Annotated in this window: 29 protein-coding genes and 1 pseudogene; 7 read left to right on the forward strand and 23 right to left on the reverse strand. The window is 71.6% G+C overall.

All coding sequences use genetic code 11. The features are described 5' to 3' along the window. Positions 1 to 17 precede the first annotated feature (17 nt). Positions 18 to 506, reverse strand: a complete 489-nt coding sequence (locus J7E94_RS29930) for a hypothetical protein (protein ID WP_215019941.1) — start codon at positions 504 to 506, stop codon at positions 18 to 20. A gap of 455 nt (positions 507 to 961) precedes the next feature. Here J7E94_RS29930 and J7E94_RS29935 point away from each other — a divergent pair. Beyond that, a pseudogene (locus J7E94_RS29935) lies at positions 962 to 1,387 on the forward strand (glycosyl hydrolase); the annotation flags it as partial. 743 nt (positions 1,388 to 2,130) lie between these two features. Here J7E94_RS29935 and J7E94_RS29940 read toward each other — a convergent pair. The 6 genes from J7E94_RS29940 to J7E94_RS29965 form a co-directional block, all read right to left on the reverse strand. Then, entirely contained in the window at positions 2,131 to 2,322 is a 192-nt protein-coding gene (locus tag J7E94_RS29940; RefSeq protein WP_215019942.1) for a hypothetical protein, read from the reverse strand. A gap of 87 nt (positions 2,323 to 2,409) precedes the next feature. Then, entirely contained in the window at positions 2,410 to 2,685 is a 276-nt protein-coding gene (locus J7E94_RS29945; protein ID WP_215019943.1) for an isoamylase early set domain-containing protein, read from the reverse strand. Positions 2,686 to 2,876: 191 nt separating this feature from the next. Beyond that, positions 2,877 to 3,050 (reverse strand): hypothetical protein, encoded by a 174-nt coding sequence (locus tag J7E94_RS29950; protein WP_215019944.1) that lies wholly within the window; start codon positions 3,048 to 3,050, stop codon positions 2,877 to 2,879. 1,132 nt (positions 3,051 to 4,182) lie between these two features. Beyond that, complete coding sequence (locus J7E94_RS29955; RefSeq protein WP_215019945.1) at positions 4,183 to 4,998, reverse strand: phosphatase PAP2 family protein; 816 nt, start codon at positions 4,996 to 4,998, stop codon at positions 4,183 to 4,185. 101 nt (positions 4,999 to 5,099) lie between these two features. Then, complete coding sequence (locus tag J7E94_RS29960; RefSeq protein WP_215019946.1) at positions 5,100 to 6,080, reverse strand: YihY/virulence factor BrkB family protein; 981 nt, start codon at positions 6,078 to 6,080, stop codon at positions 5,100 to 5,102. Positions 6,081 to 6,121: 41 nt separating this feature from the next. Further along, complete coding sequence (locus J7E94_RS29965; protein WP_215019947.1) at positions 6,122 to 7,909, reverse strand: diacylglycerol kinase family protein; 1,788 nt, start codon at positions 7,907 to 7,909, stop codon at positions 6,122 to 6,124. A gap of 181 nt (positions 7,910 to 8,090) precedes the next feature. Between J7E94_RS29965 and glgX the strand changes: the two genes are divergently transcribed. Continuing rightward, positions 8,091 to 10,226, forward strand: a complete 2,136-nt coding sequence (gene glgX, locus J7E94_RS29970; RefSeq protein WP_215019948.1) for a glycogen debranching protein GlgX — start codon at positions 8,091 to 8,093, stop codon at positions 10,224 to 10,226. Positions 10,227 to 10,425: 199 nt separating this feature from the next. Here the strand turns inward: glgX and J7E94_RS29975 are convergent, their stop codons facing one another. From J7E94_RS29975 to gvpO, 11 genes are read right to left on the reverse strand one after another with little or no spacing between them, the layout of a single operon-like run. After that, entirely contained in the window at positions 10,426 to 10,815 is a 390-nt protein-coding gene (locus tag J7E94_RS29975; RefSeq protein ID WP_215019949.1) for a hypothetical protein, read from the reverse strand. A 41-nt stretch (positions 10,816 to 10,856) separates the two neighbouring features. Further along, positions 10,857 to 11,129, reverse strand: a complete 273-nt coding sequence (locus J7E94_RS29980) for a gas vesicle protein K (protein ID WP_215019950.1) — start codon at positions 11,127 to 11,129, stop codon at positions 10,857 to 10,859. Next, on the reverse strand, positions 11,126 to 11,308 hold the full coding sequence (locus J7E94_RS29985; protein ID WP_215019951.1) for a gas vesicle protein: 183 nt from the start codon (positions 11,306 to 11,308) through the stop codon (positions 11,126 to 11,128). Before J7E94_RS29985 ends, J7E94_RS29980 begins: the two co-directional genes overlap by 4 nt. Then, on the reverse strand, positions 11,305 to 12,132 hold the full coding sequence (locus tag J7E94_RS29990) for a GvpL/GvpF family gas vesicle protein (protein ID WP_215019952.1): 828 nt from the start codon (positions 12,130 to 12,132) through the stop codon (positions 11,305 to 11,307). The genes J7E94_RS29985 and J7E94_RS29990 overlap by 4 nt, the downstream gene beginning before the upstream one ends. After that, positions 12,129 to 12,446: a gas vesicle protein gene (locus J7E94_RS29995; protein WP_215019953.1), complete on the reverse strand. Its 318-nt coding sequence runs from the start codon at positions 12,444 to 12,446 to the stop codon at positions 12,129 to 12,131. Before J7E94_RS29995 ends, J7E94_RS29990 begins: the two co-directional genes overlap by 4 nt. Next, positions 12,443 to 13,681, reverse strand: a complete 1,239-nt coding sequence (locus tag J7E94_RS30000; RefSeq protein ID WP_215019954.1) for an SRPBCC family protein — start codon at positions 13,679 to 13,681, stop codon at positions 12,443 to 12,445. The genes J7E94_RS29995 and J7E94_RS30000 overlap by 4 nt, the downstream gene beginning before the upstream one ends. After that, positions 13,674 to 14,363, reverse strand: coding sequence for a DNA primase (locus tag J7E94_RS30005; RefSeq protein WP_251057442.1), 690 nt, complete (start codon positions 14,361 to 14,363; stop codon positions 13,674 to 13,676). Before J7E94_RS30005 ends, J7E94_RS30000 begins: the two co-directional genes overlap by 8 nt. Beyond that, positions 14,360 to 14,596: a gas vesicle protein GvpG gene (locus J7E94_RS30010; RefSeq protein WP_215019955.1), complete on the reverse strand. Its 237-nt coding sequence runs from the start codon at positions 14,594 to 14,596 to the stop codon at positions 14,360 to 14,362. Before J7E94_RS30010 ends, J7E94_RS30005 begins: the two co-directional genes overlap by 4 nt. A gap of 2 nt (positions 14,597 to 14,598) precedes the next feature. Further along, positions 14,599 to 15,318: a GvpL/GvpF family gas vesicle protein gene (locus J7E94_RS30015; protein ID WP_215019956.1), complete on the reverse strand. Its 720-nt coding sequence runs from the start codon at positions 15,316 to 15,318 to the stop codon at positions 14,599 to 14,601. After that, positions 15,315 to 15,749, reverse strand: coding sequence for a gas vesicle structural protein GvpA (locus J7E94_RS30020; RefSeq protein WP_215019957.1), 435 nt, complete (start codon positions 15,747 to 15,749; stop codon positions 15,315 to 15,317). Before J7E94_RS30020 ends, J7E94_RS30015 begins: the two co-directional genes overlap by 4 nt. Before the next feature lie 57 nt (positions 15,750 to 15,806). Further along, positions 15,807 to 16,115, reverse strand: coding sequence for a gas vesicle protein GvpO (gvpO, locus tag J7E94_RS30025; RefSeq protein ID WP_215019958.1), 309 nt, complete (start codon positions 16,113 to 16,115; stop codon positions 15,807 to 15,809). 376 nt (positions 16,116 to 16,491) lie between these two features. On the opposite strand from gvpO, the gene J7E94_RS35530 reads away from it, so the two are divergent. From J7E94_RS35530 to J7E94_RS30035, 3 genes are all read left to right on the forward strand, one after another. Further along, positions 16,492 to 16,626, forward strand: a complete 135-nt coding sequence (locus J7E94_RS35530) for a hypothetical protein (RefSeq protein ID WP_285440844.1) — start codon at positions 16,492 to 16,494, stop codon at positions 16,624 to 16,626. Between the two features lie 76 nt (positions 16,627 to 16,702). Beyond that, positions 16,703 to 17,608 carry an NAD-dependent protein deacetylase gene (locus tag J7E94_RS30030; RefSeq protein WP_215019959.1) on the forward strand — a complete coding sequence of 302 codons (906 nt, stop codon included), beginning with the start codon at positions 16,703 to 16,705 and terminating at the stop codon, positions 17,606 to 17,608. A gap of 158 nt (positions 17,609 to 17,766) precedes the next feature. Then, positions 17,767 to 19,839, forward strand: coding sequence for a SpoIIE family protein phosphatase (locus J7E94_RS30035; protein ID WP_215019960.1), 2,073 nt, complete (start codon positions 17,767 to 17,769; stop codon positions 19,837 to 19,839). A 457-nt stretch (positions 19,840 to 20,296) separates the two neighbouring features. Here J7E94_RS30035 and J7E94_RS30040 read toward each other — a convergent pair whose 3' ends face one another. Further along, positions 20,297 to 21,046, reverse strand: coding sequence for a hypothetical protein (locus J7E94_RS30040; protein ID WP_251057443.1), 750 nt, complete (start codon positions 21,044 to 21,046; stop codon positions 20,297 to 20,299). Positions 21,047 to 21,311: 265 nt separating this feature from the next. Then, complete coding sequence (locus J7E94_RS30045; protein ID WP_215019961.1) at positions 21,312 to 22,469, reverse strand: FAD-dependent monooxygenase; 1,158 nt, start codon at positions 22,467 to 22,469, stop codon at positions 21,312 to 21,314. Positions 22,470 to 22,547: 78 nt separating this feature from the next. Here J7E94_RS30045 and J7E94_RS30050 point away from each other — a divergent pair, with 78 nt between their 5' ends. Continuing rightward, positions 22,548 to 23,105, forward strand: a complete 558-nt coding sequence (locus J7E94_RS30050) for a TetR/AcrR family transcriptional regulator (protein ID WP_215019962.1) — start codon at positions 22,548 to 22,550, stop codon at positions 23,103 to 23,105. A gap of 63 nt (positions 23,106 to 23,168) precedes the next feature. Here the strand turns inward: J7E94_RS30050 and J7E94_RS30055 are convergent, their stop codons facing one another. Both J7E94_RS30055 and J7E94_RS30060 read right to left on the reverse strand, forming a co-directional pair. Beyond that, the gene (locus J7E94_RS30055; protein WP_215019963.1) at positions 23,169 to 23,324 is read right to left on the reverse strand and encodes a hypothetical protein; all 156 of its coding nucleotides are present in this window, start codon (positions 23,322 to 23,324) and stop codon (positions 23,169 to 23,171) included. A gap of 180 nt (positions 23,325 to 23,504) precedes the next feature. Next, positions 23,505 to 23,759 carry a hypothetical protein gene (locus tag J7E94_RS30060; RefSeq protein ID WP_215019964.1) on the reverse strand — a complete coding sequence of 85 codons (255 nt, stop codon included), beginning with the start codon at positions 23,757 to 23,759 and terminating at the stop codon, positions 23,505 to 23,507. Between the two features lie 251 nt (positions 23,760 to 24,010). Here J7E94_RS30060 and J7E94_RS30065 point away from each other — a divergent pair, with 251 nt between their 5' ends. Further along, entirely contained in the window at positions 24,011 to 25,162 is a 1,152-nt protein-coding gene (locus tag J7E94_RS30065; protein ID WP_215019965.1) for a glutamate--cysteine ligase, read from the forward strand. A gap of 2 nt (positions 25,163 to 25,164) precedes the next feature. Here J7E94_RS30065 and J7E94_RS30070 read toward each other — a convergent pair whose 3' ends face one another. Next, positions 25,165 to 25,956, reverse strand: a complete 792-nt coding sequence (locus J7E94_RS30070; protein ID WP_215019966.1) for a 2OG-Fe dioxygenase family protein — start codon at positions 25,954 to 25,956, stop codon at positions 25,165 to 25,167. Between the last annotated feature and the right edge of the window lie 151 nt (positions 25,957 to 26,107).

Here is a 26,107-nt window from a genome sequence, read left to right on the forward strand (position 1 = left end):
ACGACATCACACAGACCCTAGCCGCGCGGCCCCCGGGTCGCTGCGGCGCGGCGGAAGGCCTCGTCGCAGGTCCGGCCGGAGCGGGTGGCCACGAGCGAGAGGGTGTCCACGAGGCCGCCGTTGGTGAACTCCAGGCGCCAGGAGCCGCTGGTCAGCGCCACCGCCGGAACGGGCTCGCCGTGGCGGGCCGTGACCTGCCAGCCGCGTTCTTCCAGGGCGGTTTCGAGGGCCGCCATCCGGCCGTCGTCGGCGGGGCCGTCGCCCGTCCAGTCCACGATGCAATCGGCGAGCTCCCCCTCCGCGGCGGGGGAGGCGGCGCCCGGGATGAGCCCGGCAGCGGTGGCGGCCGCGGCCAGTTCCGCCGCGACCGTGCCGCGCGAGGGCTCTCCCCCGGCGCGGGCCGGGGTCTTCCCTCCCGCGAGCTCCCGGACCCAGCCGTCCCCGCGGTCCTCCCCGACCGAAGCCAGGACAATCCCGCCGACGGCAAGGATGGCCGCAAGCGCCACGACCCCTGCGACAGCCGCCCACACGGCTCCGCCCCTCCTCCTGCTCACGTTCGTCCCCCCGCACCCCTGTGACCTGCCGCCGGGCGTCGTGCTCCGGCCACGGGCCACAGGCTAGGGGGTGTCTGACCGACTGAGCACGGCGGGGCCAGCCAGAGACGCGCCTGACCAGGGCGGGGCGGGTTGCCGCGGGTGGATCGCTGGTCGTCGTCCGCTGCCCGCGCCTGCGGTCGCGCCGGTGATGTCCGCAGCCCGCAACAGGCGAGCTACCCGGCGCCGCCCACAGCCGCGGCCGTCACGGAGCAGCGCGGCGGGCACACGCGGTGCGCCCCGTACAGGCTGCGGGAACGGGCGTGAACCTCGGTGATACGTGCAAGTCAGCTCCGCATCGCGGCCCACTCGGGGCGGCGCGGCGTTCTGACACCGGGCGTGTAGGCAGGGCGGACGGGGAGACCAGGTACTGGCGGCGCATCGTGGCTGCCATGCGCTCTGTGGAGGGGCAGCGGTTCCGTTTCGACTTCGCCCCCAATCGCGGCGGTGACGCGATCGCCTGGACCAGGTGCTACCCAGGTGATGACGTGGTCGATGTCATTGGCATGGACACCTACGACCAGCCGCCCGGCCGTACCTTCGGCGAGCAGGTCACCCAGCCCTACGGACTCCAGCGGCAGGTCGACTTCGCGAAGGCGCACGGCAAGCGGATCTCGTACCCCGAATGGGGGCTGTTCCGGAACGGCGACAACCCTGAGTACATGCGGCACATGCTGGCATGGATCGCCGAGCAAAGGCCGCTTTACCACAGCATTACCGACTACTGCCCGCACGGCGTGTGGCAGTGCAGCCAGAACCCGCGCTCCGCGCGAGTGTTTCGGGAGTTCCTGTCCCCCAAGCACGGCCGCGGTCGTCTGCCTTACGGCTTCGACCGTGAGGACTACGCGGTCCGGCCGAGGGGCTGAGCCTTCCCCCTCTTCGCTCTGAGCCGGCCAGATGCAGGGGGAGGACGAGGACGGCCTGCACGAGGCTGGTGGTGTCGGGTGCTCGCGCAGCGGCCCTTGTGTCGGAACCACCAGGACTTCGGGGGAACGTTCCCCGTTGCACAGCCCGACCGCGTTGAGACAGACGGCCCACGCCCATGGCCGCCGGCACGGCTTGCCTCATGCCACCCGGCGGCGGAACAGCTGTATCGCGCCGGCGCGATCGCCGCCTCCGACACCCAGGCCGCGGTGCCCGCCGTCGATGCCACCGCGGCCGGCCACTCCCAGCGCCTCTACCTCAAGAAGCTCACACCGTCCGGAACGCTCACTTCTCCCCGGCTCCGGAGCCCGACGCCGGCACCGACACCGACACCGACACCAACCAGGGCGCCGACCACACCGCCGACGCACCCCAGAACGAGACCGACGCCGTACTTCAACCCTGACCAGACCGCGAACCAGCGCCGGAGCGTCCGAAGAACAGACAGCCCGCCTACGGCGCGGCGCTGCAACGCCTCTGACGCGTTCGCCAAACCCCGCGACCGGGCCGCCGCGCAAGTCGTATCGGCCCGTGCCGTAGCGGACGGGGCGGCGGTCGGGTCCCAGCCCACCCACGGCGCGCCACCGGCCACACCTCTCCGCCCGGGGGCGTATCAGCGGTCGGGGTGCTCCCGGGCGCGGGACTCGGCCGCGGTCTGGGGCAGCAGGCCGAGCATGTCCAGCAGGACCGCGAGATCGTCGGGGTCGGTGGCGCGTGCGGCGACGACGCGGCGCGCCGCCTCCCGGTCCCCCGTCCCGCAGGGCGTCAAAAGGGCGGGTTCTTCACAGCCGAAGGGATCTTTCACCGGCCGATCTCAGCACGCCGGCCCCCGGTCTGCAGCCGGACTGCTCCACATGCGCCGAGAGCCGTTGCCCGGCCTCGCCGCTGGCGGTCAGGTGTGCAGGCGGCTGTTCTCGCCCTCCCGGTCGCCGGCGCTCTCGTCGTTGAACCAGTAGTCACCCGCCGCGAGGTAGCGGAACGAGTGGGTGGCGTTGCTGGGGAGTTCGACCGAGACGGCGCGCTTGCCGTCCTTGCGGGCCCTGAGGGGGTGGACGCCGGGCTGCCAGTCATTGAAGTCGCCCACCACGCTCACCGGCCCGGGCGGTACCTCACCCGGAAGGACGAACGTGACCTCGATACGGTCCTTCCGCGGCCTGCGTTCCAGCATGGGTTACTCCTGCCAGCAGTGATGGAGGGGAAGACTCCATGGTCGGCGGTCCCGGCAGCGGCCGCGCCCCGGCGCCGCCGAACGGGCGGTCACCTCGCCCGCCCGGGCAGCGCTCTCGCGGGTGAGGCCCGCATCGAGCGCCTCGCCGACAGCAGCGAACGCGGGGCCCCGCGACGAGTCTCCGCGCGGTCCTAGGCTTCCTTGCCGGCCAGGATCCGGTCCGCAAGGTAGTGCGGACAGGTTCTGGCGTGCCAGGTGACCGTCAGACATCCCTCCCGGGCGGCGAGGGTGCGGGCGGCGCCGGCGTCGGGGCCCGCCTTGCAGTAAGAGCAGATGACGGTCCGCGGCCGAAGTACGTTCACCATCGGGCCCCTTTCCTCCCTTCCCCGGAAACCTGCCTTACCGCGTCCACATCTATCAAATGTGCACACGCTCCGAACCCGTACCCGCGGGTACAGGTCAGAGATCCGCTGTTTGGGCGTCTCGCCGGGTGCCGGAGCTGCCCGGAAACCGGCCGAGGCCTTCAACCCGGGGGCGCCAGGGGGCGGCACGCCCAGTCTCCGACAAACGCTCAGCCGCTCACCGGAGCCCGCAGCGCCACGTGGCCCGCCTCGGGCGTCCACCCCTCCACCATCGCCCGCGACCGCACGCCGAAAGACGCTGGCTACCGTCAATGGCTGTGATTGTTAACCGAGTTGGGGCGCGCCGCTCGCTGAGGACTGAGGAGGTTCAGGCGCTCAGGTCTGGCATTGCTTCGTGGATGCGGGAGACCAGCCGCTCCACGCGGAGCCCTCAGCGCGAGCATGCACTCGGATCTCGACCTTCACGGGGCCGCATGCCCGCGTCGTAGCTCCCACTTCGACAGGGCCGATGGCCTCGCCTGGCGGGACATAGGCGCGACCGCTGCCAAGTTTCACCCAGTGACCACCATCGACCACGCGGAAAAATGCCTCATACGAAACATTCAGTCCCTTTGCTCCAGTGTTACGCGCCTTGATGTGCGCCGTGATCTCCCGAGTGATGACCTTGCCGACAGATCCTCGCTGGGCACTGATGCAGCCATTGACGGCTACACGGCCGGTCGACACACCTCCACCACAGGCGATTGCTGCAGCATGAGCGTCGGCCGGCAAGGTCAGCATGGCGAGTGCCGCTGCACCCAGGACCGTTCCGGTGCGCCTCAAATACAATGTCCCATTCCCTTCGGCGAGCCCGTTACCTCTGAAGAGACCATGGCTCGACTTGGGGCACGACGAGCAGAGTCTCGTCCAGCTCTTCACCCGGATGGGTGTCGGTAGTGGCGCAACCTGCCGGTGCTGGTGTCGCGTTGACGCCCCGCGGCCCATGCGAAAGCAGCCCAAGATCGGGTACTTCCCAGGCGATCCCGACAGCTGCGACACGGTCCTCATGACCAAGACCTCTTGAAGAGCGTTTCACTCCCATAGGGGTGGTGTCCGGTGGCGCTGTGGGCCTGCGCGTCGTCGCTGAGGATCTGGGTCATGACGTTCCCAGACGCTCCTTGACACCCACCGGCGGCTCGGGGTGGTCTGAGCGGATCTCCGGCTCCAGCCCCTGCGCGGGTGTGGTGCGGCGCCGCCCGACCTCCGCCCGCCAGGCCTCGAAGGCCAGGGTCGTCGCCGTCACCAGGGCCAGACCGAGCAGCCAGCCCCCTGCCACATCGCTCACCCAGTGCACGCCGAGCGCCACCCGCGTGTAACCGACACCCACCACCGAGACCGCCGCGAGCACCCACGGCAGCGGACGCCAGCGCCGGGGCACCAGCGGCAGCAGCGCCAGCAGCAGCACCGCGCAGGAGGTGGTGGCCGTCATGGCGTGCCCGGAGGGGAAGGAGAACCCGGGCGCATGGGCGACCGGGTCGGGCAGGTGGGGCCGGGCCCGTGCGACCACGTTCTTCACCAGCAGGCCCAGCAGGCCGCCGGCCGTCGCGGTGACGGCCGCCCACAGCGCCAGCCGTACGGCGCCCCGCACGAGGAGCCACACCACCAGCGCCGCCACCAGCAGCCGCATCGTCAGGGGGCCCCACACCACGTGGGTCAGGAACTCGAGTACCCGCACCCACGCGGGATGCTCCAGCGCGGCCTCGTGCAGCCGCTCGGCCGCCCCCTGGTCCAGCCGGCGCAGCGGCGGCCACTGCGACTCGACCAGCACCAGGGCGAGCGCGAAGGGCACGGACACCAGGGCGGTCGCGGCCACCGTCGTCAGCAGCCGCGCGCCGAACCGGGCGTCCGGTCCCGAGCGGGCGGAGACGAGCCGGGCGAGCAGGCGCCGCGGGCGGGTGGAGAGTCGTGCCATGGTCGTGGTGCTTCCTTTCGGGGTTTCCCTGCGGCGCGTCAGGGGCTGCCTTGCCGGGGTGCGTTCGGGCACGTCCGGGCGCGTTCGGGCGTGCCGCGCGTTCAGACGCCGGGATCCTCCGTGACCGGTTCCGTCACCCCGGCCCGTACGGCCTCCAGTTGGGCGGCGAAGGCCAGCCCCAGGAACAGCGCCATCGAGGTCAGGTAGGACCACAGCAGCAACGACACGAACGCGCTGAGGGGCCCGTACACGGTGGCGAAGGAGCCGCTGGCGCCGACGTACAGGCTCAGTCCCCACGTCGCCAGCAGCCACAGCACCAGGTACACCGTCGCACCGAAGGCCAGCCAGGTGTAGCCGGGCTGGGTGCGGCGGGGGGAGAGTCGGAAGATGGCGCTGGTGGCGAGGAGGGCCAGCACCACACCCAAGGGCCAGCGCAGCAGGTCCCACGCGCGGATGGTGCCCGGACCGAGGTGGTACACCTCCGCCACCGCGCGGCTCAGGTGGGCGCCGAGGACGGTGACCGCGAAGCTGAGCCCGAGGGGCAGGCCGGCCAGCACGGACATGACCAGCCCGCGGGTGTACTTGTACAGGAACGGCCGGTCGCGTTCCGTTCCGTAGATGCGGTTGGCGCCCCGCTCCACCTGGCACAGGGCGGTGGTCACGTTCACGACGGAGAACAGCAGGCCGAGCCAGAGGGCGACCTGGCTCCCGTCGCCGGGCCGGTGCCGGCTCTGCGTCAGCGCGTCCTCGACCACTTCCTGGCTCGGCCCGCTCGCCAGCCGGCGGATCGTCAGTTCCGCGACCCGCCCGATGTCCTCGGTGTGCAGCGCGCTGGACAGCCCGATGACGGCGATGGCCAGCGGGACGATCGACAGCACCGTCTGCAGGGCCAGCGCCCTGGAGTGGCTGAAGCCGTCGGCGTACCGGAACCGGATGAAGGAGTCCCGTACGAGGCTCCAGCCGCCGTAGCGCCGCAGCGCGGCCACGGCCTCCTCGGCGGACAGTTCCTCGCCCTCCACCTCCGGTTCGGCTGCCACCGCCGCCGCGTCCTCGCGCTGCGGTACCCGCGTCGCGGTTCCCATGCCGTCACCCCCTGTCGAAGTCGTGTGCCTGGAAGCCGGTTTCAGCCACCGCCGGTGTAGGCGGCCCGCTCGGTGCGCCCCGCGTCCCCGGCCGCGGTCGTACGCGCCTGCTCGCCCGGCGCCCGCGGCGGAAGCCAGATCCGCAGCGCGCCCGGTTCCACCTCCGCGCTCAGCCGGGTGCCGGCTCCGAAGACGTCACCGTCGAGCTCGCGCGGCTGGGGCCGGGCGAAGCGGATCTCGACGCGTACGGCGCTGAAGTACTCCAGCGCACCGCCGGCCACCCTGCCGTGCCCGCCGCCGGAGCCGGCCGCGGCCCGGCCGGGCAGCATGCGCGCCCCGAGGTGTCCCGCCGCCGCGAGCCAGCCGCGGGCACCGCGCGGATCGAGCAGCACCACCTCCAGCCGGCCGCTGTCGGGCCGGGCGTCGGGCAGCAGCGGCAGCCCGCCCTGCAGAGTGCCGACGTTGCCGATGACGACCATGCGGGCGCGGCGCTCCCGTACGGGGCCTTCGTCCAGCCGGATCGACAGGCGCATCCGGGGATCCCCGAGGTGGCGGACGGCGGACAGCACGTACGCGGCCCAGCCGAGGCGCTCCTTCACCCGCTCGGAGGCGTCGCCGACCATGGCGGCGTCGAAACCGGCTCCCGCCATGACGGTGAACCGGGCGGTCCCCAGTCCGTCGCCCTGAACCCGGCCCACGTCGATCAGCGCGGTCTCCCCCGACAGGGCCGCCTCCAGCGCCGCGGCCGGATCGGCGGGCAGCCGCAGGTTGCGCGCCAGCAGGTTGCCGGTGCCGCAGGGGACCACCGCGAGCGGGATCCCGGTGCCGGCCAGCACGTCGGCACAGGCGCGTACGGTGCCGTCCCCGCCGCAGACCACGACGAGGGCGGTGTCCTCCTCGGCGATCCGCCCGGCGAGGCCGCCGGCGGCGTCCTCGGCGGAAGTCGCCGTCCACGCCTGGTCGGCGTAGCCGTGGCGACGCAGGACACTTCGCACGCGCTCGGCCAGTTCCGCCCCGCAGCCGTGCGGGTGGCGGACCACCACGGCCCGCCGGACTACCGCGTCGTCGTCGCGGGTGGTGCGAGCGGCCGGGAGCCGGTCCGCCGGATGCCGGTCCGCCGGGACCGCGGCGGAGGCCGGATCCGCGAACGGCCGGGACCGCACCGGCAGCAGCAACGCGTGCGCCACGACGAAAAGGGCGCAGGCCCCGTTGAGCAGGCCGCCCACCACATCGGACGGGTGGTGCATCCCCCGGTAGACGCGGGAGAACGCCACGGCCACCGGAATCAGGAGCAGGGCGGCGACCACGGCGTACCGCGCCCACCGCCTGGCGCCGCGCAGGCGGAGCGCCACGAGGACGGCGAGGCCGCCGAACAGGGCAACTGACGCCCCGACATGCCCGGAGGGGAAGCTGGAGGTCGGCGGCGCGGCGTCCAGATGGGGAACGTGCGGACGCGGCCGCTCAACGACGAGGGTGACCAGCAGGAAGACCGCCGACTGCGCGGCCACGGCCGCGGCCAGGAACACCGCCTCCCGCAGCCACCGCCCCCGTGAGAGCCCGAGCATCGCGGCGACGGCGAGGACGGTGAGGGCGATGATGCTCTGGGTGCCGGCCAGCAAGGACAGCCAGTCCGAGAACGGGGTGGCGGGGCCGCCGCGGTGCGCGGCCAGGCCGCGGTTGATGCCGTCTTCCGCCGCCAGCGGCCACTGTTCCGCGAGCGGACCGGTGACCATCAGCCCCACTCCGGCCATCAGGGCCGCCTGTACCGGCAGCAACAACAGTACGGAGAGGCTGCCGGATCGCTCGGCCGCTCCGCGTTCAGGTCTCATTGACACCGTGTAACCCGCCACGGCCCGCTCATGCGTGCCGGCCGCGATCAGTGGGCCGGACGCGGCGGTCGGGGGGCGCACCGGTCCGGGCAGACGGTTTCGGGTGGACCGTTCGGCGCCGCGACACCCTGGGCCGACGGACCAGCAGGCCCAAGGGCCGCGCCGACAGTAGCGTGACCGCATGCGCACATGGACAGGCAAACCGTATCCCCTGGGAGCGACGTACGACGGCTCCGGAACCAACTTCGCACTGTTCTCCGAAGTTGCCGAGGGCGTGGACCTGCTCCTGGTCGACGACGCGGGGCACGAGACCCGCGTACCGATGACCGAGATCGACCGGTCCGCCTGGCACATCCACCTTCCGGACGTGGGCCCCGGCCAGCGGTACGGCTACCGCGTGAGCGGCCCCTTCGACCCGGCCGCCGGGCACCGCTGCAATCCGGCCAAGCTCCTGCTGGACCCGTACGCGACGGCCATCGACGGGCAGCTCGACCACCACGAGTCGCTCTACGGCCACCACTTCGCGGACGGCGCGGAGCCGAACACCCTGGACAGCGCGGGCCACACCATGCTGTCGGTGGTCACCGACCGCAGCTTCGACTGGGGCGACGACAAGCCGCCGGGCTACGCGTACGCCGAGAGCGTCATCTACGAGGGCCACGTACGCGGCCTCACGCGCACGCACCCGGCCCTGCCCGAGGAACTGCGCGGCACCTACGCGGGCATCGCCCACCCCGCCATCCTCGACCACCTCACCGGTCTCGGGGTGACCGCGCTGGAACTGATGCCGGTGCACCAGTTCGTCCAGGACGGCCACCTGGCTGAAAAGGGCCTGTCCAACTACTGGGGCTACAACACCATCGGCTTCTTCGCCCCGCACAACGCCTACGCGGCCACCAGAGGGCGCGGAGCTCAGGTCACCGAGTTCAAGCAGATGGTGAAGGCGCTGCACGCGGCGGGCATCGAGGTGATCCTCGACGTCGTCTACAACCACACCGCCGAGGGAAACGACAAGGGCCCCGTCCTGGCGTTCAAGGGGATCGACAACGCCGCCTACTACCGGCTGGTCGACGAGGACCGCTCCCAGTACTACGACACCACGGGCACCGGCAACAGCCTGCTGATGCACCACCCCAACGTGCTGCAGCTCATCATGGACTCCCTGCGCTACTGGGTCCAGGAGATGCACGTCGACGGCTTCCGCTTCGACCTCGCCGCCACCCTCGCCCGCCAGTTCCACGAGGTCGACCGGCTTTCCGCCTTCTTCGACGTCATCCAGCAGGACCCGGTGATCAGCCGTGTCAAACTCATCGCCGAGCCCTGGGACCTCGGCGAAGGCGGTTACCAGGTCGGCAACTTCCCGCCCTTGTGGTCGGAGTGGAACGGACGCTACCGCGACGCCGTCCGTGACTACTGGCGCGGCACCGAGGGCACGCTCGGCGAATTCGCCTCCCGCATCACCGGCTCGGCCGACCTGTACGAACACGACCGGCGCCGCCCCCTCGCCAGCGTCAACTTCGTCACGGCCCACGACGGTTTCACCCTGCGGGACCTGGTTTCGTACGACTGCAAGCACAACGAGGAGAACGGCGAGGACGGCCGGGACGGCGAGGACCACAACCGGTCGTGGAACTGCGGGGCGGAAGGCGAGACGGACGACCCCGGCGTCCTGGCCCTGCGGGAACGGCAGCAGCGCAACCTGATGACCACGCTGATCCTCTCCCAGGGCATCCCCATGATCAGCCACGGGGACGAGCTGGGCCGTACCCAGGGCGGCAACAACAACGCGTACTGCCAGGACAACCCGACCACCTGGATCGACTGGAACCTCGACGACGGCGCCCGCCAACTCCTCGACTTCACCTCTGGTCTCATCCGGCTCCGCCGCCGCCACCCCGTGCTGCGGCGCCGGCGCTTCTTCTCCGGGCGGGCCGCCGGACACACGGGCCGGCTGCCCGCGGACGTCGAGTGGCTGCGTCCCGACGCCTCGCCGATGGAGGACGTGGACTGGACGTGGCCGCAAGCCGGCGCGTTGACCATGTTCCTCAACGGCGAGGCGATCACCGAGCCCGACCGCTACGGCAACCGGGTCACCGACGACTCCTTCCTGCTGATGTTCAACGGCTCGGGCACGGCCGTGAATTTCCGCCTCCCCGGCGACCGGTTCGCCGCCCGCTGGACGCTGGTGGTCGACACCGCGATCACGGACGCCCCGGACGAACGGGAACTGAAGGCGGGCAGCGCACTGCGGCTGGAGTCACACAGCACGGTGGTCCTGCGCAGCGCACGGGAGGATTCGGCGCCGGACGACATGTGACGGGGCAGGCAGGCGGGATCAGGCAGGGATGTCGGTTCCGGGCGGGCCCCACGGCGCCTCCGCTGCCGGGTGGACCACCGTCTTCCGGGGCCCGGCCGATGTCGGCGTGCGCGCTGCCCGGGCCCCTCCCCCGGGCAGCGCGCACGGCGACAGCGTGATGGGCAGGCACGGACCGGCGATGCGCTCGGCCCCCGCCCCCTCAGATGCGGCCGCCGGTCAGCCGGGACAGCGGGCCGCGTTGGCGCAGCCCCGCCCGGCGGCCGATCGCGTACGTGCCGGTGAGGGCCGCTGCCGTGCCTCCTGCCGCGATGGCGGTGATGGTCTTGCGCTCCCGTACGGCCGTCCACACCCAGCCGAGATTGCTGAGGGTGCCCCGCACGGCCTGCGCCGCTGCGTACGTCTTCTCGACCAGGGGGGCGGGCAGAGCCGCCAGGGTGCCGGTCACCGATTCGTTGGCGTCGGCCGCGGCTTCGGTTGTGGCCCGGGCGGCGCGGGTGGTGGCCCTCTGACGGGTGGTCGTCCCGTTGGAGGACGCACGAGAACTGCCGCTGTTGGTCTTGGCGTTGTCGGGTTTCTCTGATGCAGTCATGCAGCGCGTGTAGCCGGATCCGTGCTCGGTATGCGCGATTCTCACAGGAGTTTGCCGAGGGGGCCGAGGTCGATGTTCAGGTCCTGCGGCTCCAGCCCGAAGCGTGTCCGCAGGAGCTCCATGCGGTCTTCGAGGAGCATGAGCGTCAGGCCGAGCCGTTCTTCCTGGTCCTCGCTCAGGTCGCCGACCTCGACCCGCCGCAGGGCCTGACGCTCCATGAGCTGCCGCAGCAGTTCCACGACGGTCAGCACCAGGCGGGCCAGATCGCGTTCGACGGTGTCGGGGTCGAGCTCCACTCGTCGTGGCGCGCTCACACGTTCACCTGCTTCCAGGGGGAGGGCACGGCATCGTTGACCGAGCTGATGAGGGCTTTGAGGTCGACACGGACGAGGTCGATGTCGGCGATGCTCAGGGTGATGTCGCCCGCCAGGACCACCCCTCCGGCCAGCAGCCGGTCCAAGAGGTCCACGAGGGCCACTTCTTCGCCGGTCATTGCTCCGGCCCCTGCGGATCGGCCGCCTGAGTGAAGGAGTAGGGGACCCAGGGGCCTGTGATTTCGCTGCGGAGCCCGGGCGGGAGGTCAGCAGACCGCGGCACGGTGTCGAGGAAGGCCGGGCGCGCGTCACAGGGGACGAGGTAGGCGGCGTTGAGGACGTTGGTGTCCGGGGTCCCGGACAGCTGGGTCTGCTGAGGTGGATGCAGGACCGCTTCGGCCGCCTGCGCGGCCAGTTTCCGGTGGAGTTGCTCGGCGGTTCGGGCAGCCAGCCCGGCCCGTTCCTCGCGCCGGCGACGTTCACCGAGGCGGCGCCGGAGGTAGTCCCGGCCGGTCGCCGTCGCCGTGCCGGCATCCGACGGGTCGGCCGCCCCGCTCGGGCCGGTGGGGGAGGAACCGGCCGGCGCCGCCGGGGCGGAGTCCGCCGCGTACAGCTTCACTCCCCACTCCTCCGTACCCGCCACCCGTGCCAGGGCGCGGGAGAGCCGGTCGCGCCCCTCGGCCAGCAGCCTGAGAACTCCTTCCTCGCCCCGGCATACGGTCGCCAGCCTCAGCGGCACGGTGGTGAGGGAGCGCCCGACGGCGGCCACCACCTGGTGGTGGGTCCGGGCGAGATGGGAGAGCCAGTCCAGGTCTTCCAGCCGCCGGGGAAGCGCGCTCTCGTCGAACTCCGCCGGGTCGACCGGCTCGGCCACGGCGGCCAGCACGTCGTCGCCGACGACCGTGATCCCCGAGCCTGACAGACCCCGGAACTCGCCGGTGTCCAGGGCGCCGGTCCCGGACCCGACAACCGTGTATACGTAGAACAACTGCGGCCCGCTCATGCCTGCTCCTGACGTTCTTCGAGCTCCGCGACGCGCCGGCGCAGCTCTTCGTTCTCCCGGCCGAGCTCGCGTTGGCGTGCCTTGGTGGAGAGGGCGGGGTCCTGTTCCCACCAGTCGATCCCCATCTCCTTGGCGCGGTCCACCGATGCCACCACGAGGCGCAGCTTGATGGTGAGCAGTTCGATGTCGAGCAGGTTGATGCGGATGTCGCCGGCGATGACGACGCCCTTGTCGAGGACCCGTTCGAGAATGTCGGCGAGGTTGGCGCTGGAGCCGTCGTCATAGGGGCGAGGCAGGCCTGAGGGCATCGTCATGACCGGCGGCGCCTCTCGCGGCGGCCCGTCGGCGCCTCCTCGGGCTCGGCTTCCCAGGGCTCGGCTTCCCCGGGCTCGGCTTCCCCGTCGTAGGCCTCCTCCTCGTCATCCGGCTCGTAGCCCTCCTCGTCCTCGACGTCCTCCAATTCGTCGTCCTCGTAGGCCGCTTCGTCCGGGTCCTCGTAGGCCTCGTTTTCGTGGTCCGCCGCGTCCTCGGGGGTGTCGAGGGTGTCGGGGGCGTCCGCCGCGTCGCCGTCCTCTTCCACGTCCTCGGCCTCTTCGTCCTCGCGCTCTTCGTCCTCCGGCCGGGCGTCGTCGCTGTCATCGGCGTCCTGGACACGGCGTGCGCCCTCGCTGCCGGCGTCGTCGTCCGCACCGACGCCGGGTCGCTCGATGTCGTCCTCGTCCTGTTCGGCCAGGGCCTCCTCGTGGGAGGTGACGACTTCGCCTTCCTCGATCCGGCCCCGCCAGCCGTCGGGCTGTTCTCCTCTGAGCGCGAGGAAGCGGGCATAGTTCTTCAGGTCCAGGCGCACCCGGCGGCCCTGGGCCCGCCAGAGGTTGCCCGTCTTCTCGACCAGGCCCTGGGGGTGGTACTCGACGGCGAGCAGGACCCGCGTCAGGCCGTCCGCGAGTGCGTGGAAGGTGACCACGCCCCGCGTCGTGCCCTTGACGCCCTCGGAGGTCCACGCGATGCGCTCGTCGGGGATCTGCTCGGTGATATGCGCGGTCCACGAACGGCTGGACCAGAAGATCTTGGCGTTCCAGTCGCTGGCAGTGTCGCTGGTGGAAGAGGCGCTGGTGACGCCTCGGGCGAATTCCGGGAAGTCGCGGTAACGGGTCCATTGGTTGTAGGCGTCCTGGATGTCCACGCCGACATCGACCGATTCCAGGATGACGGTGGGCTTGCCGCTCCCGCCCTTGCCTCCCCGGCGTCCCAGCCGACGGCTCAGGGCCTGGCCGGCCCTGCCCTTCAGGCGTTTGACACCGAGCTCGACGGCAGTCCGGGCGGGCCCCTTGCCCTGCGCGATCTTGCGGGCACCGTCCAGGGCGAGGGACTTCAGCCCCGGGCCCTCGGCCGCCGCGATGTCGTTCAGGTGCGCTGCGGAGCGGCCGAGGCTTCTTCCGGCGCCGACCAGGAGGCGTTCGGCCTGGGCCATCAGGTAGGCCTCCAGCTCCTGCTTGACCCGGTCGGCCGCGGGGCTGTCCTTGAGCTTGCTGAGGGCCGACTCAGCCATCGTCGCTCCCTTCGCCGCGGCCGCCCGCCCGCTTGGCGGGGCGGCGTCGGCTGGTCCCACTGCTGGTCCCGCTGCTGGTCCCGCTTCCCTCGGACCCGCCCGCGGACTTGCCCGCTGACGATGCCTTGCCGCCCGACCGCCGCGCGGGTGCCGGCCGGGATGCCGTCTTCTTCGCGGCCGGCCGACGCGCCGGGCGGGAACCGCTCTCCGTGTCATCGTCCGCCCCGGCGGCCCCGGCTCCTGCGGCCTCGGATTCCTGCCCTGCGCCGGCTCGGCGACGGGGGGCCCGGGCCTTCTTCGGCCGGCTCCCGGCCTCCTCCGTGGCCTTCTCGGCGCCGTCACCGCCCCCAGCGGACGGGGTCACCCCGGCCAGCCGGTCCTGCACCCCCTGGGTCCGGTGGTGCAGCCGGTCCGCGACAGCCTCCAGCCGCCGGTCCACCAGCGCGCCGGCCGCGGCCGACCCGACCCCGCGCAGGTCCTCCCGCAGCTGCTCGCGTATCTCCTTGAACTGCGGATGGTCCTTGAGCCGGCTACCCAGGAACGAAGCCAGGGCCTCCGCATCGGGTTTCAGTTTCTTGCCCATGACCAGGGTTCCCACGGTGAGGGCGAGCTTGGCCTTCCTGGTCCGCCCCAGCAGGTATCCGGCGCCCACGGCCAGGCCGATCGTCACACGGTCGTTCATCGCGGTTGTGTCCTGCCTTCCAGTCGTGCCAGGAGCTCGTCCTCCCGGCGGTCGAACTCGGCCTCGTCCATCTCGCCGGCTTCGAAGGCGGCAACCAGACGGGCGAGTTCCCTGTGCACCACGGCGGGGTCGTAGTACTGCCGCTCGGCTTCGGCGACCACCTGCTGCAGCACCCAGGCGGTTCCCCGGATCGGGGCGGCCGGCAGGAGCAGTACCTCCTTGAGGAGACCCATGGTCAGTCCGCATCCGCGAAGCTGTAGGAGGGCAGTGGTCCCGTCACCTGGACCTGCAGGTGCTCGTGCTGCTCGTGGAGGGCACGCACCGCCGCCAGGAACTTCTCCCGCTGCTCGCGCGCCACGAGGAAGGACAGGTTCGCCAGCCAGCCCGTTCCCTCGGGGCCGTGCGTCAAGGCGGCCGCGTACGGCCGCAGCGTCTCCTCGACCAGGGCGGCGTCCACCTGCTCCTGCGCGGACACGGCACGGGCGACGCGTTCACCGAACGCAAGCTTCTGCTCGTGCGTACCCCCACCGGCCGCCCGCTGGGCCTGGTGCAGGGCACGCAGCTCCGGGTCGGCGCTGACCACGGCGTAGAGGACGGCCTCCTCCTCGTGGGAGGCCTTGACGTTGAACTCGTCCTTGCCCTCCAGCTGCGCCAGCCGCTCCAGGTAGCGCTCCTGGCGCTGTTCGAGGACGGATGTGACAGTGTCGTCGTCGGGAGAGACTCCGCCGAACCGCAACGGCAGGACCGGGCCGTCTCCGCCGGCCCGGATCACCACCCGCTGATGGGCGAGCAGGTCACGCCGCTTCGCCTTCAGCTCCGTGGGGGCGTCGCTGACGAGGGCCACCAGCTTCCCGCTGCGCACCGTGCGCACCGGCAGCGGCGGTTCCCCGATGCCTTCGAGGGGGGCGGGCAGCTGCTGATCGGCGCGGGTGATGCCGTAGACGTAGGTGCTCATTCCTTCTCCTCCCGGCGGGTGGTCGTACGCCGGCTGCGGGGCCGGCTTTCGGTCTTCTCCTCCGAGGCCTCTTCGCGGGCCTGGCTGAAGGCGTCCGAAATGGTCTGGGCGGCGCCGCTGAGAGCGCCCTTCGTCTTTCCGCGCGCCCCGGATTCGGTGACCTCACCCACGAGTTCGGGCAGGCCCGGGCTCTTGCGCGGTCCGGCCTCCAGATCGAGGCGGTTGCACGCCTCGGCGAAACGCAGGTAGGTGTCCACGCTCGCCACCACCACGCGCACGTCGATCTTGAGGATCTCGATGCCGACCAGGGAGACGCGCACGAAGGCGTCGATCACCAGGCCGCGGTCCAGGACCAGTTCGAGAACGTCGTACAGGCCGCTGGAGCCGCCGCCCGAGGCGGCGGGAGCGGGCTGGGCAGGAACGACAGTCATAACTTCCGGTTCCCTTTCGTCTCTTGGGGACGGGGCCGGGAAATGGGGAGCGCCAGTTCAGCGGCGGTCCGCACGGCCCCTCTCGTAACGGCGGGTGCGCCGGTACCCGATGAGCTCGCCCTCGGCGTCGACCTCGACCTCGTAGGAGGCCAGCAAGCTCACCGTGTCCGGGACGCGGGCCAGTTCGAGGACCTCGACCGACAGGTGCCAGTCACCGTCCTCGCCGCGTTCGCAGGAGCTGACGCCCTCGGCCGGCTGCGCCAGCAGCTCCGAGAGCTGCTGCATCGCGGCCCTGATCACCGAGGCGGCCCTCAGGGGCTGTCCCTCGCCCGCCTTCTTGTCTTGTCCGTCAGGTGTGTTGGCCATGACTTCCTCCTGGACGCGTATGTCCGTCCGCCTCAGCATCAAACCGGCCGACACCGGAGCCGACTGCCCGACCGGGCAAGCACGATGTGCAGCACACAGGTGCGCGGGCCCCGGCACAGCGTCGCTCGCTCCTTCGGTATGAGTGTCAGCAGCGCGTCTGTTCTCATTCGGCCGAACGAAACACGCCGTTGGGCGCCCTGCGGAGCACACTCCCGACCGGTGTGCTCCAACAGACCGACGCGCCCGCCTTTCTGGCGGGCGCTCTGGAACGCCATCTCTGAGGGCCCAGTAGTCCGCGCGGAACGGCTCGCAGGCTGCGTCACGACCCCGCAGCTGGGACACGGCCGCCGCCGCCCTGCCTGACAGACCGAATCAGTTGAAGCGGTACTTCGGCGCGGTCGTGATCCGCCTGATCTCCCGTTTCGACGAAAGCGACGACTCGCTGTTCGACAGGCCGCTCCTCGACGTGTTCCTGCCATGGGGGTGGCACGCGAGCCGCACCACCGGGTGACCGGGGCAGAGGGCGGGAAACAGGCGGCCCGGAAGCACCCCGGGGCTTCGGTCGCGGTGTTCCGTACCCTGGCGGCATGCGCATGCGCCCCACTTTGAGCTGGACCCCCGCCGAGGACCTGCCTCCGGGCACCACGGATGTGGCGCCGGTCGCCGACGTGCTGAGCGCCGGCGGTGTGCTGGTCGTGAGCGGGGCGGGCATCTCCACGGAGTCGGGCATCCCCGATTACCGCGGCGAGGGCGGGAGCCTGAGCCGGCACACCCCGATGACCTACCAGGATTTCACCGGCAGCGCTCAGGCCCGGCGCCGGTACTGGGCACGCAGCCACCTCGGCTGGCGTACCTTCGGCCGCGCCCGGCCGAATGCCGGGCACCGGGCGGTGGCCGCGTTCGGGCGGCGCGGACTGCTCGCGGGGGTGATCACCCAGAACGTCGACGGGCTGCACCAGGCGGCCGGCAGCGAGGGCGTCGTAGAACTCCACGGAAGTCTGCACCGGGTATTCTGCCTCTCCTGCGGCGCCTTCAGCCCCCGCCGCGAACTCGCCATGCGGCTGGAGGAGGCCAACCCGGGCTTCGAGCCGGTGGCGGCCGGGATCAACCCGGATGGTGACGCCGACCTCACCGATGAACAGGCCCGGGGCTTCCGCGTCGCGCCCTGCGCGGTGTGCGGCGGCATCCTCAAACCGGACGTGGTGTTCTTCGGCGAGGCCGTTCCGCCGCAGCGGGTCCAGCACTGCCGCGACCTGGTCCACGAGGCGGCGTCCCTGCTGGTCTTGGGCTCCTCACTGACCGTGATGTCCGGGCTGCGGTTCGTCCGTCAGGCGGCCCAGACCGGGAAACCGGTGCTGATCGTCAACCGGGACACGACCCGGGGCGACCAGCACGCCGTCAGCCGGGTCGCGCTCCCCCTGGGATCGGCCCTCACTGCCGTAGCCGACCGGCTGGGCATTCGGGTCGACGGCGAAGCGGCACCCCGGCTCTGAGGCCCCCTGCGCCGAGGGCTCAGGCGGTCCGCGGCCGGGAAGCGCGCCAAAGACGGCGGGGAGACCATGGGGTGTGTAGGGGGCGCCCTTGCGGTGTCTTGGAACCGCTGTACCGACTGGGGCGTGCCGTATCGGGGGCTGGCTCGGATCGGTGGTGTATGAGCGAGTCGACGCCGATGGAGGACCTGATCAGCAGCGCCGCCCAGGACGCCGGCGGGTGGCTCGGTGCGCTGCCGGTGGCCCAGGTGGCCACGGGCGCGGACGGCCGGGTCGTGCGCTGGAACCACGCCGCCGAGGAGCTGCTGGGGTACCGGCCGCCGGATGTGCTGGGACGGCATATCGCGGATCTCTTGCATCCCGGGGCCGACCGCACCTTGGGGCGGGCGCTGTGGGAGACGGCCACGACGGGGCGCGGGGTGATGGGTACGGTCACAGCCTGGCACCGCGATGGGTATCCGCTGGAGCTGGAGATCTGGGCCAGCCCGGTACCGGACCGGGCAGGCGGGGCATCAGCGGTCCTGGTCTTCGCCGCCGACGCCCACGCCACGCGCCGCATCCGGGGTTCCTCTGCCGTGTGGGACGGGTTGTTCGTCCGTTCCCCGGTAGGGATCGCCGTTTTGGACACCCAGTTGCGTTTTCTGCGGGTCAACCCTGCTCTGGAGGCCATGAACGGCCTGGCGGAGTCCGCCCACATAGGGCGGCGTCTGGCGGAGGTGCTGCCGGAAGTGAACGCGGTGGACATGGAGGACGCGATGCGGGAGGTCCTGGAGACTGGGGTACCGCTCCTGGAGCGCCAGCGCCAGGGCCGGACGCCGGCGGAACCTCACCGTGACCGGCTGTGGTCCTGCTCCTACGTACGGATGCAGGACCCGGGCGGCCGACCGATCGGGCTGATCTCCACCGTGGTCGACATCACCGAGCAGCAGCACGACCACACCGAAGCCGAAGCCGGCCGGCGGCGACTGGCCCTGCTCAGTGAGGCCAGCCTGCGCATGGGCGCCAGCCTGGAGCTGGAACGCACCGCGCAGGAGCTGGCCGACCTCGCGGTGCCGCACGTGGCCGACCTGGTCACCGTGGATGTCCTGGAGTCCCTGGCCCGCGGCGGCGAGCCGGGCACGGGCGTGGCCGCGGGAGTGGCGCTGCGGCGGCTGGGCAAGGCCCCGCTGGGCGGCTCCCCGGTCGGGGATGCCCTGGCCCCGCTCGGGAGGACCCTGCCCTTCCCGGCGGCCGCCCCGTACACGCACGCGCTGTCCATCCGCCGGCCCTACGTCCTGGCCCGTTTCGACGATCGGGTCTTCGGGCCGGCAAGCCGCGGTCAGGAGCAGCCCGCCCAGCTGCACCGGGCGGGGGTGCACTCGTTGATGTTGGTGCCCCTCATCGCCCGGGATCTGGCTGTCGGTGTCGCCACGTTCTACCGCACGCGGCCCACGGGTCCCTTCGGAGCCGGTGATGTGCTGCTGGCCGCCGAACTCGCCGCGCGCGCCGCCGTCAGCATCGACAACGCACGTCTCTACCAGCACGAACACGAGACGGCCGTCCTGCTCCAGCGCAGCATGCTCCCCCAGCACATCAGCGCGCCACCCGGTGTCGAGGTGGCCCACCGCTACCTGCCCGCCAGTGACATCAACGAGATCGGAGGCGACTGGTACGACGTACTCCAGCTCCCCGGCGGCCGGGCCGCCCTGCTGATCGGCGACGTGATGGGTCACGGCATCGCCGCGGCCGCGGTCATGGGCCGGCTGTCCGCCAGCGTCCGGGCCCTGGCCCGCCTCGACCTGCCACCAGCCGACATCCTCCACCAGCTCGAAGCCGCCCTGGCAGACCTCGCCGAGCCGATGCTCGCCACCTTCATCTACATCGTCTGCGACCCCGCCACCGGACAATGCACGGTCACCCGCGCCGGACACCCCCCACCCGCCCAAGTGGACCCCGACGGCACCGTCCGCCTCCTCCAGACGCCTCCGGGTGTCCCGCTCGGCGTCGGCGGCATCGACTTCACCACCACTCCCATGAAGCTGGCCCCCGGCTCGCTGCTCGTCCTCTACACCGATGGTCTCGTCGAAGCCCGCGGCCGCGACATCGACGAACGGATCACAGAACTCACCCGCCTGCTCGACGACCCCCGACGCTCCTTGGACCACCTGTGCGACACCCTCATCACAGGACTTGCACCCGCCTCCGCAGACGACGACATCGCCATCCTCATCGCCCGCGTCGGCCAACTGGAGTGAAGCAAGCAGCGCGGCACCCAGCCGCCAGTACTGGCATTACGGACATAACGGGGCTGCGTGCCTCCGGATAGGACCTGTTCCTGCACCTGCTCAGGCGAAGGCACGGAGCAGTGGCAGCCAACGCCGTCGCTCGCGACCTGCTCCTGCCCGCACACCGACAGGGCACGCTGCCTGCTCCAGGCAAGACGGAGCACTCCGCACGCCGACACCAGGCACGAACCAGGCGGACCAAGGCGTCTCGGGGGCGACCGCGGGCCGGTGGGTCTGAGCTGGGCGGGTGGGGCGCCCGCGCTGGAGGTGTCGGTGATGGCGAGACCCGTGTGGGCGGGAAGTGGACGTTCGGGCTGGTGAGCCTGCCGGTCGGCTTCCACCTGGGCGACCGACAGCCACACCATCCACTTCCACCAGCTGCACCCCAGCCGTTGGAGGCGGGGGCACAGCACGGTTCACCTGCGGCTCACCTCGGCTCGCGGGTGCACAGATGCCCCGCCGGACACGCCTCGCAGCCCTTGTGCTCGACATACCCGGACGACCAAGCAGCGTCCCACGCAGACCGGGCCGCCTCCGCATCGCCGCCATGGTGCTGAGCCGTGAACTTTCCGAAATCAGGCTCCTCCAGCTGGCCCACGCAGCTTCGAAGGTAGGCGACAGCCATGGCCACGTTCACCGGCAGGGTTTCCCACATTCGGTTGGGCAGGCACGTCTGAGCTGCTGTCGCCGTCTTGTCGCCCATGAAGGCCCACGCCTCACCCGGCCTTTCGGGCCGCTTCAGGACGAACCGCATGAGAGGCAGCTCAGTCTCCTCGTGCACCTCCACCAGGAACGCTCCGACAGCATGCAGTCTGTGAATACTCGCCCGGACATCCTCGAAGCTCGCCCCCAGGCCGGCGTGCTGAACAGGAAACGCGTCAAGTGGGATGAGGCGCACGTCCTCACCCTCCAGGACAGGCAACTTGCCCGTGTCCAGAACCAAGTCGAGCTGGAGCGCTGCGTGAGGGATCTCCCCGTCATAGAGCGGGGCCAGACGCTGCGCCCGGGCCAGAACGTCGACTGTCTCCTCATCGAGCGTGCCGAGAGGAGTTCGTCCCTGAGCCGGTACGAACCACTCCTCGTACGCCGCTCCGGGCGGCTCCAGTTCGCGAAGTGTGTACACCTGTGCGCTGCCTCCGCGCTGACGGCGCTGCTTGCCGGGCTTTCTGCGGCCCATGAACTTCCCCCTCCTGATCGACGTGCCGGACAGAGTGACAACGACCAGCCGCGGGTGACGGTCGTGCACCCATTAGAGCGACGGCGTACGGGAGGCGGTTCTGCGACGTAGCCCACTCAGCACCCGCGGCGAGGCTCGAGGGGGCCGGCGGCCGGGTCGCGGGGCAGCCGGCGGCGCAGTGGTCGCGGTACCGGCGGGCGGGGTACCCGCCCGCCGGAAGGGGCGGATCTCGACGGCGTCATCGAACCCGGGGCGTGCGCGTCGGTCAGCTCAGGTGTGGTGGCACCCAGCCGTGGTGCCGAAGGATCATGCGCATGGCGGCGCGGGAGGGGGTCAGCCGCATCGCCGTGTTGCGCAGGGCGACGGCCAGTGGATGGGAGAGCTGCTGTCCCATCCGCCCCGCCTGCCGGGCGGCCCGCGCGACGGCCTGGCTGCGAGGGCGGCGCTCGGCGTCGTACCGGGCGAGCGCGGTTTCGATGGCGGGCCCGGTGGCGAGCGCGGCGGCCAGGGTGACCGCGTCCTCCAGCGCCTGGCAGGCGCCCTGTCCGAGATTCGGGGTCATCGCGTGTGCCGCGTCACCGAGCAGTGCGATCCGGCCGACCGTGTACGAGGGGAGCGGCGCGCGGAGTTCGTTGACGTCGTGGTGGAGCACGTCGTCGGCCCGGGTCGCGTCCAGCAGGGCGGGGATCGGATCGTGCCAGTGGTGGAATCGTCGGCGCAGTTCGGCCACGGGGTCGGCGAACCGTGTCCCGGCGGGCAGGTTGAGGACGGCGTGCCACTCGGCCCGCCCGTCATGGAAGGCGATGTGCCCGAACTCGGCGCCCTGCCCCCAGGTCAGCTCGAAGTCGCTGTGCAGTTCGACTGCCTGCTCGGTGATGGCGCGCAGTACCGTCGAGCCGCTGTAGACCGGGCCGGGGTGGCCTGGGAAGAGAAGGCTGCGTACCTTGCTGCCGATGCCGTCGGCCGCCACCACCAGGTCGGCGTCCAGATCTGTGTCGCCGCAGCTCACCCGAACGGTCCCTAGGCCGATGTGCTGGACCGAGCTCGCCTCCGCGCCGATCAGCAGTGTCTCGGCGGGCAGGGACTCGCGGAGCAGCCGGTGCAAGACGGTGCGGGTGATGCCCATGATCGGCGTGCCCACCGCCTTCTCCAGCGCCGCGCCGTCCATCCGGGCCAGCCAACCACCCTCTGGCGTGCGGGTGCCGCCGTTGTACTGGCCCCGCGCGGCCTCCCGCACATGCCTGCCCACCCCGAGCTCATCCAGCGCCCGCAAACCGTTCGCGGCCAGCGAGATACCCGCCCCAGCGTCGTCGAGCACGGACGCGCCCTCGACGACCGTCACCTCCCAGCCGATGCGGCGCAGACCGATCGCGGCGGCCAACCCGCCGATGCCCCCTCCGACGACCACGGCCGTGTGACCCATGGCGAACCCGCCTCCCCACGCTTCTACATCTGTAGAAGAATGACCTTACCTGAAGCACTACAGGTGTAGAAAGGAACCATGGCTACGGATCGACGCACCCTCCTCGCAGACGCGGCTCTCGGCGTACTCGCCGATGAAGGGATCCGCGGCCTGACCCACCGCGCAGTCGACCGCAAAGCGGCGATGCCGCTCGGCACCACGTCGGCGTACTTCCGCACCCGCGCCGCGCTGCTCACCGGGCTCGTGACCCGCCTGGTCCGACTCGACCAGGAGGAACTGCACACGATGGCCGAGCAGTTCCCGGCTCTCCGCACCGCCGAGGAACTGGTGGACGGCATTGCGCTGCTCACCCGGCAGAGACTCACCGGCGAGGGCCGCCGCCGCTCGCTCGCCCGCTACGCCTGCGCCGTCGAGAGCGTGCGCGACCCGGAGCTGCGCGACATCCTGGTACCCCGCGAGAACGCCGGCCGCGAAGCAGTCCGGCTGTTCCTCGCCGGGCACGGCGTGACGGATGTCGAGAGCCGCAGTCACACCCTGCTGACCTGCATCGACGGACTGGTCTTCGAACGGCTGGTGAGCGGCGGCGAAGTGCCGCGCGAAGCCCTCGAAGGCCTGGTCGCCGCCGCTCTGCGTTAGACCCCCAGCTCGGCCATGACGCCCGTCCCCCTCGCTGCATTCGTTCGGTATCCGCTCGGGGCGTCAGCCTGGGGCGTTGCCGGGAGCGCTGTCGAGCGGGGTGACGGAGACGAGGGTTCCCCGGGCGCCCGCGGCGGCCCCCTTGGAGGAGGCGGCGGAGGACGGCGCGGCCATGGCCGCGGGGGCGGCGACACCGCCGAGTACGGCTGCGAGGGCCACCGCCGCGGCGCAGCTCCTGCTTGGTCGTGTGCTTTCTCATCATGCCCGGAACGCTACGGACGCCGCTCGATCGCCACCATACGGTGAGCCACCGCTGGTTGAGGGGAAGGCCCCCGTACGGAGGGACCGCCACGGCTGCGACTTCGGCGCCCGGCGCCTCTATGGGGTGATGGCCGGCTATCAGCTCCAGCCGGTGGTGGTGCGGATCAGGTCGCGCTCCTCGGGGGTGGGAGAGCGGAACTCCAGGCGCTCGCCGTACCAGTCGAGCACTCCCCTGCGGAGTTCGCCGGCCAGTTCGTCGAGTTCGTCGGTCTCGAACACATCGTTCGCGTCCGCGGGACGGTCCGGGGCCGCCGTCTGGAAGAGGTAGACCTGGATGTAGTGCCCGGTCTGCCCGCCGCGATCGTCCGTGAGCTCGCCCGCGGCGATGCGCACGCAGAACGGGCGCCCCTCGGCGTCCTGGCCGATCCCCAGGACTCCGTCGAGATCGTGATCGGCGTGTTCGGCGTGTGTTGACTGCTGCGGCGGGCCTGGTCGGCGCCCGGGGATGGTGCGTCGGTACCGGCGCGGCGCGCGGGTGTGAGGACGGCGTCGGCCAGGACTGAAGGGGGTGAGGTTGGGGCAGCCGGCGGGTTTCCTTCCGCGTGCCGGACAGCGGAACGGCCGGTTGCCACGATGCTGGAGGCATGAGCGCGCTTCCCTCCGCCCCCCGCCCCGTATCCGCCGACCGGGCGCCGACGATCGGCGTGGAGGAGGAGTACTTCCTCGTCGACGCGCAGACGCGCTCGATCGTTCCCGCCGGCCCGGCCGTCGCCGCTCGCGCCGCGAGGGAAGTGGGCGATCTCGTGACCGAGGAGTTCGACCAGTGCCAGGTCGAAGGGCGTACGCCCCCGTGCCGGTCAGCGGGAGAGCTGCGCGGGGAGCTTGAGCGGGTCCGCGGGGCGCTGGCCGCTGCGGCCCGCGCGGAGGGACTGCGGCTGTGCGCCTCGGGGACGCCGGTGCTCCAGGATCCCGGTCCGGCCCATGTGGGTGACCATCCGCGCTACCTGGCCGGCCGCCGGCAGTACCGCAGCATGATGGACGACTTCGCCATCAGCGCGCTGCACGTGCACGTCCACCTGCCCGACCGCGAGCTGGCCGTTTTGACGGGCAACCACGTGCGGCCCTGGCTGCCGTTTCTCGTCGCGCTGAGCGCCAACTCGCCCTTCCACCGCGGGCGCGACACCGGTTACGCCAGCTGGCGCTCGGTCATCAGGAGCCGTTTTCCTTGCCTGGGGCCGCCGCCGTATGCGGCGTCCTGGGAGGAACACGAGCGGCTGGCCGCCGTCATCGCCGACACCGAGGCCATACTGGATCCGGGCATGCCGTTTTGGGACCTGCGCCCCAATCCTCGGCTTCCCACCCTGGAGATCCGTGCGATGGATGTGCTGCAGGACCTGGACGACACCGCCGCGGTCGCGGTGCTCCTGCGCGCCCTGGTAGTCACCTGCGCCGGCGAGGCCCAGCGCGGCGATCCCGGCCCCCGGTGGGAGGGGGAGGTGCTGCGCGCCGCCTGCTGGCGGGCCGCCCGGGACGGCTGGAGCGGCAGCGGCTTCGACGCGCTGACCGGCCGGGCCAAACCGGTGGCGGACCTCGCCGACGATCTGGTGGGTTTCGTGCGTCCGGCGCTGGAGGAGTTCGGAGACCTGGGTGAGGTCACCGCTCTCTTCCAGCGGCTGGCAACCCGTGGGGACGGGGCGGCGCGGCAGCGGGCCTGGGCCGAGGACGCGGGCGGCCCGGTGGGAGCGGTGGACGGCCTCCTGCTCGCTACCGCCCGCGGCTCTGGCCCCGACGGGTGAGGTCAGCGCGCGGCGAGGGTGGTGACCAGGACGTCCCGGTGGCCGGCGCGGCCAGGGTCCAGCGGGTGGACCGGGGAGACGGCGTGCCAGGTCGCCCGGTCGTCACTCAGGAGCAGGGTCCCGGGCTCGCTGAGGGTCGTGGCCACTGTCTGCCTGCCGTCCGCGTCATACACCGTGCTCTGGCCTCCGGTGACGTTCTCGCGGCCGATCAGCAGCGACGTCACGAGCGTGACCCCGTCCTTGTGCCGTCCCTCGGGGGTGGGCTGCCCCAGACTGTCCGCCTGCGCCACAACCCTGAAGGGATGCACCCTGACAGTCCACTCCTGCGCGTCATCCAAGCCCGCGGCGACCTGGCCGAGCATCCGGATCAGCGATCCCAGCACCGGCTCGGCCCGGAACTCCTCGGTCAGCGGCTCGAAGCGGCGGTCGACCTCCACATAGAGGGGATTGCTGTCCTGCGGCTGCACGAAGACGTCGTGGGGCATCGCCTTGATCTCGCCGGAGCGGGACAGCAGGAACTGCCCATAGCGCCGCAGCCGACGCGTACCGGTCTGCGCCGCATACGCGTCCACCGCAAGGTCCTCCCAGTGCGCGGCGAACCGCTGCCACACGGAGGCATCCGTACCCAGACTTTGACAGACAGCGGCCGGGGCCATCAGGTGCCAGCCGTCAGAGACGACAGCCCCGCGCGCCTCTTCAATCAGCCGCACGGCGCCGTCCCCGGCAGAGCGGCCGCCGCGCTCCCCGGCCGCCTGCCTCGGACCTTCCTGCGTGATGCTGCGTCCTTCGTCCATAGGCTCATGTTCCAGCCTGACAAGGTGCCCTGCATCCGCTGCGCACCGTCCGGGTGCCCATCCGCGGGGGCCGGCCGCGCCGTCCTGGCCGCGCTCGCGCTGCTGCCCCCGCGGCCCCGTCATTCCGGCGGACCCTGTTCCCGGCAGGAGA

Source organism: Streptomyces sp. ISL-94, assembly GCF_018614075.1.
Classification (GTDB): Bacteria; Actinomycetota; Actinomycetes; order Streptomycetales; family Streptomycetaceae; genus Streptomyces.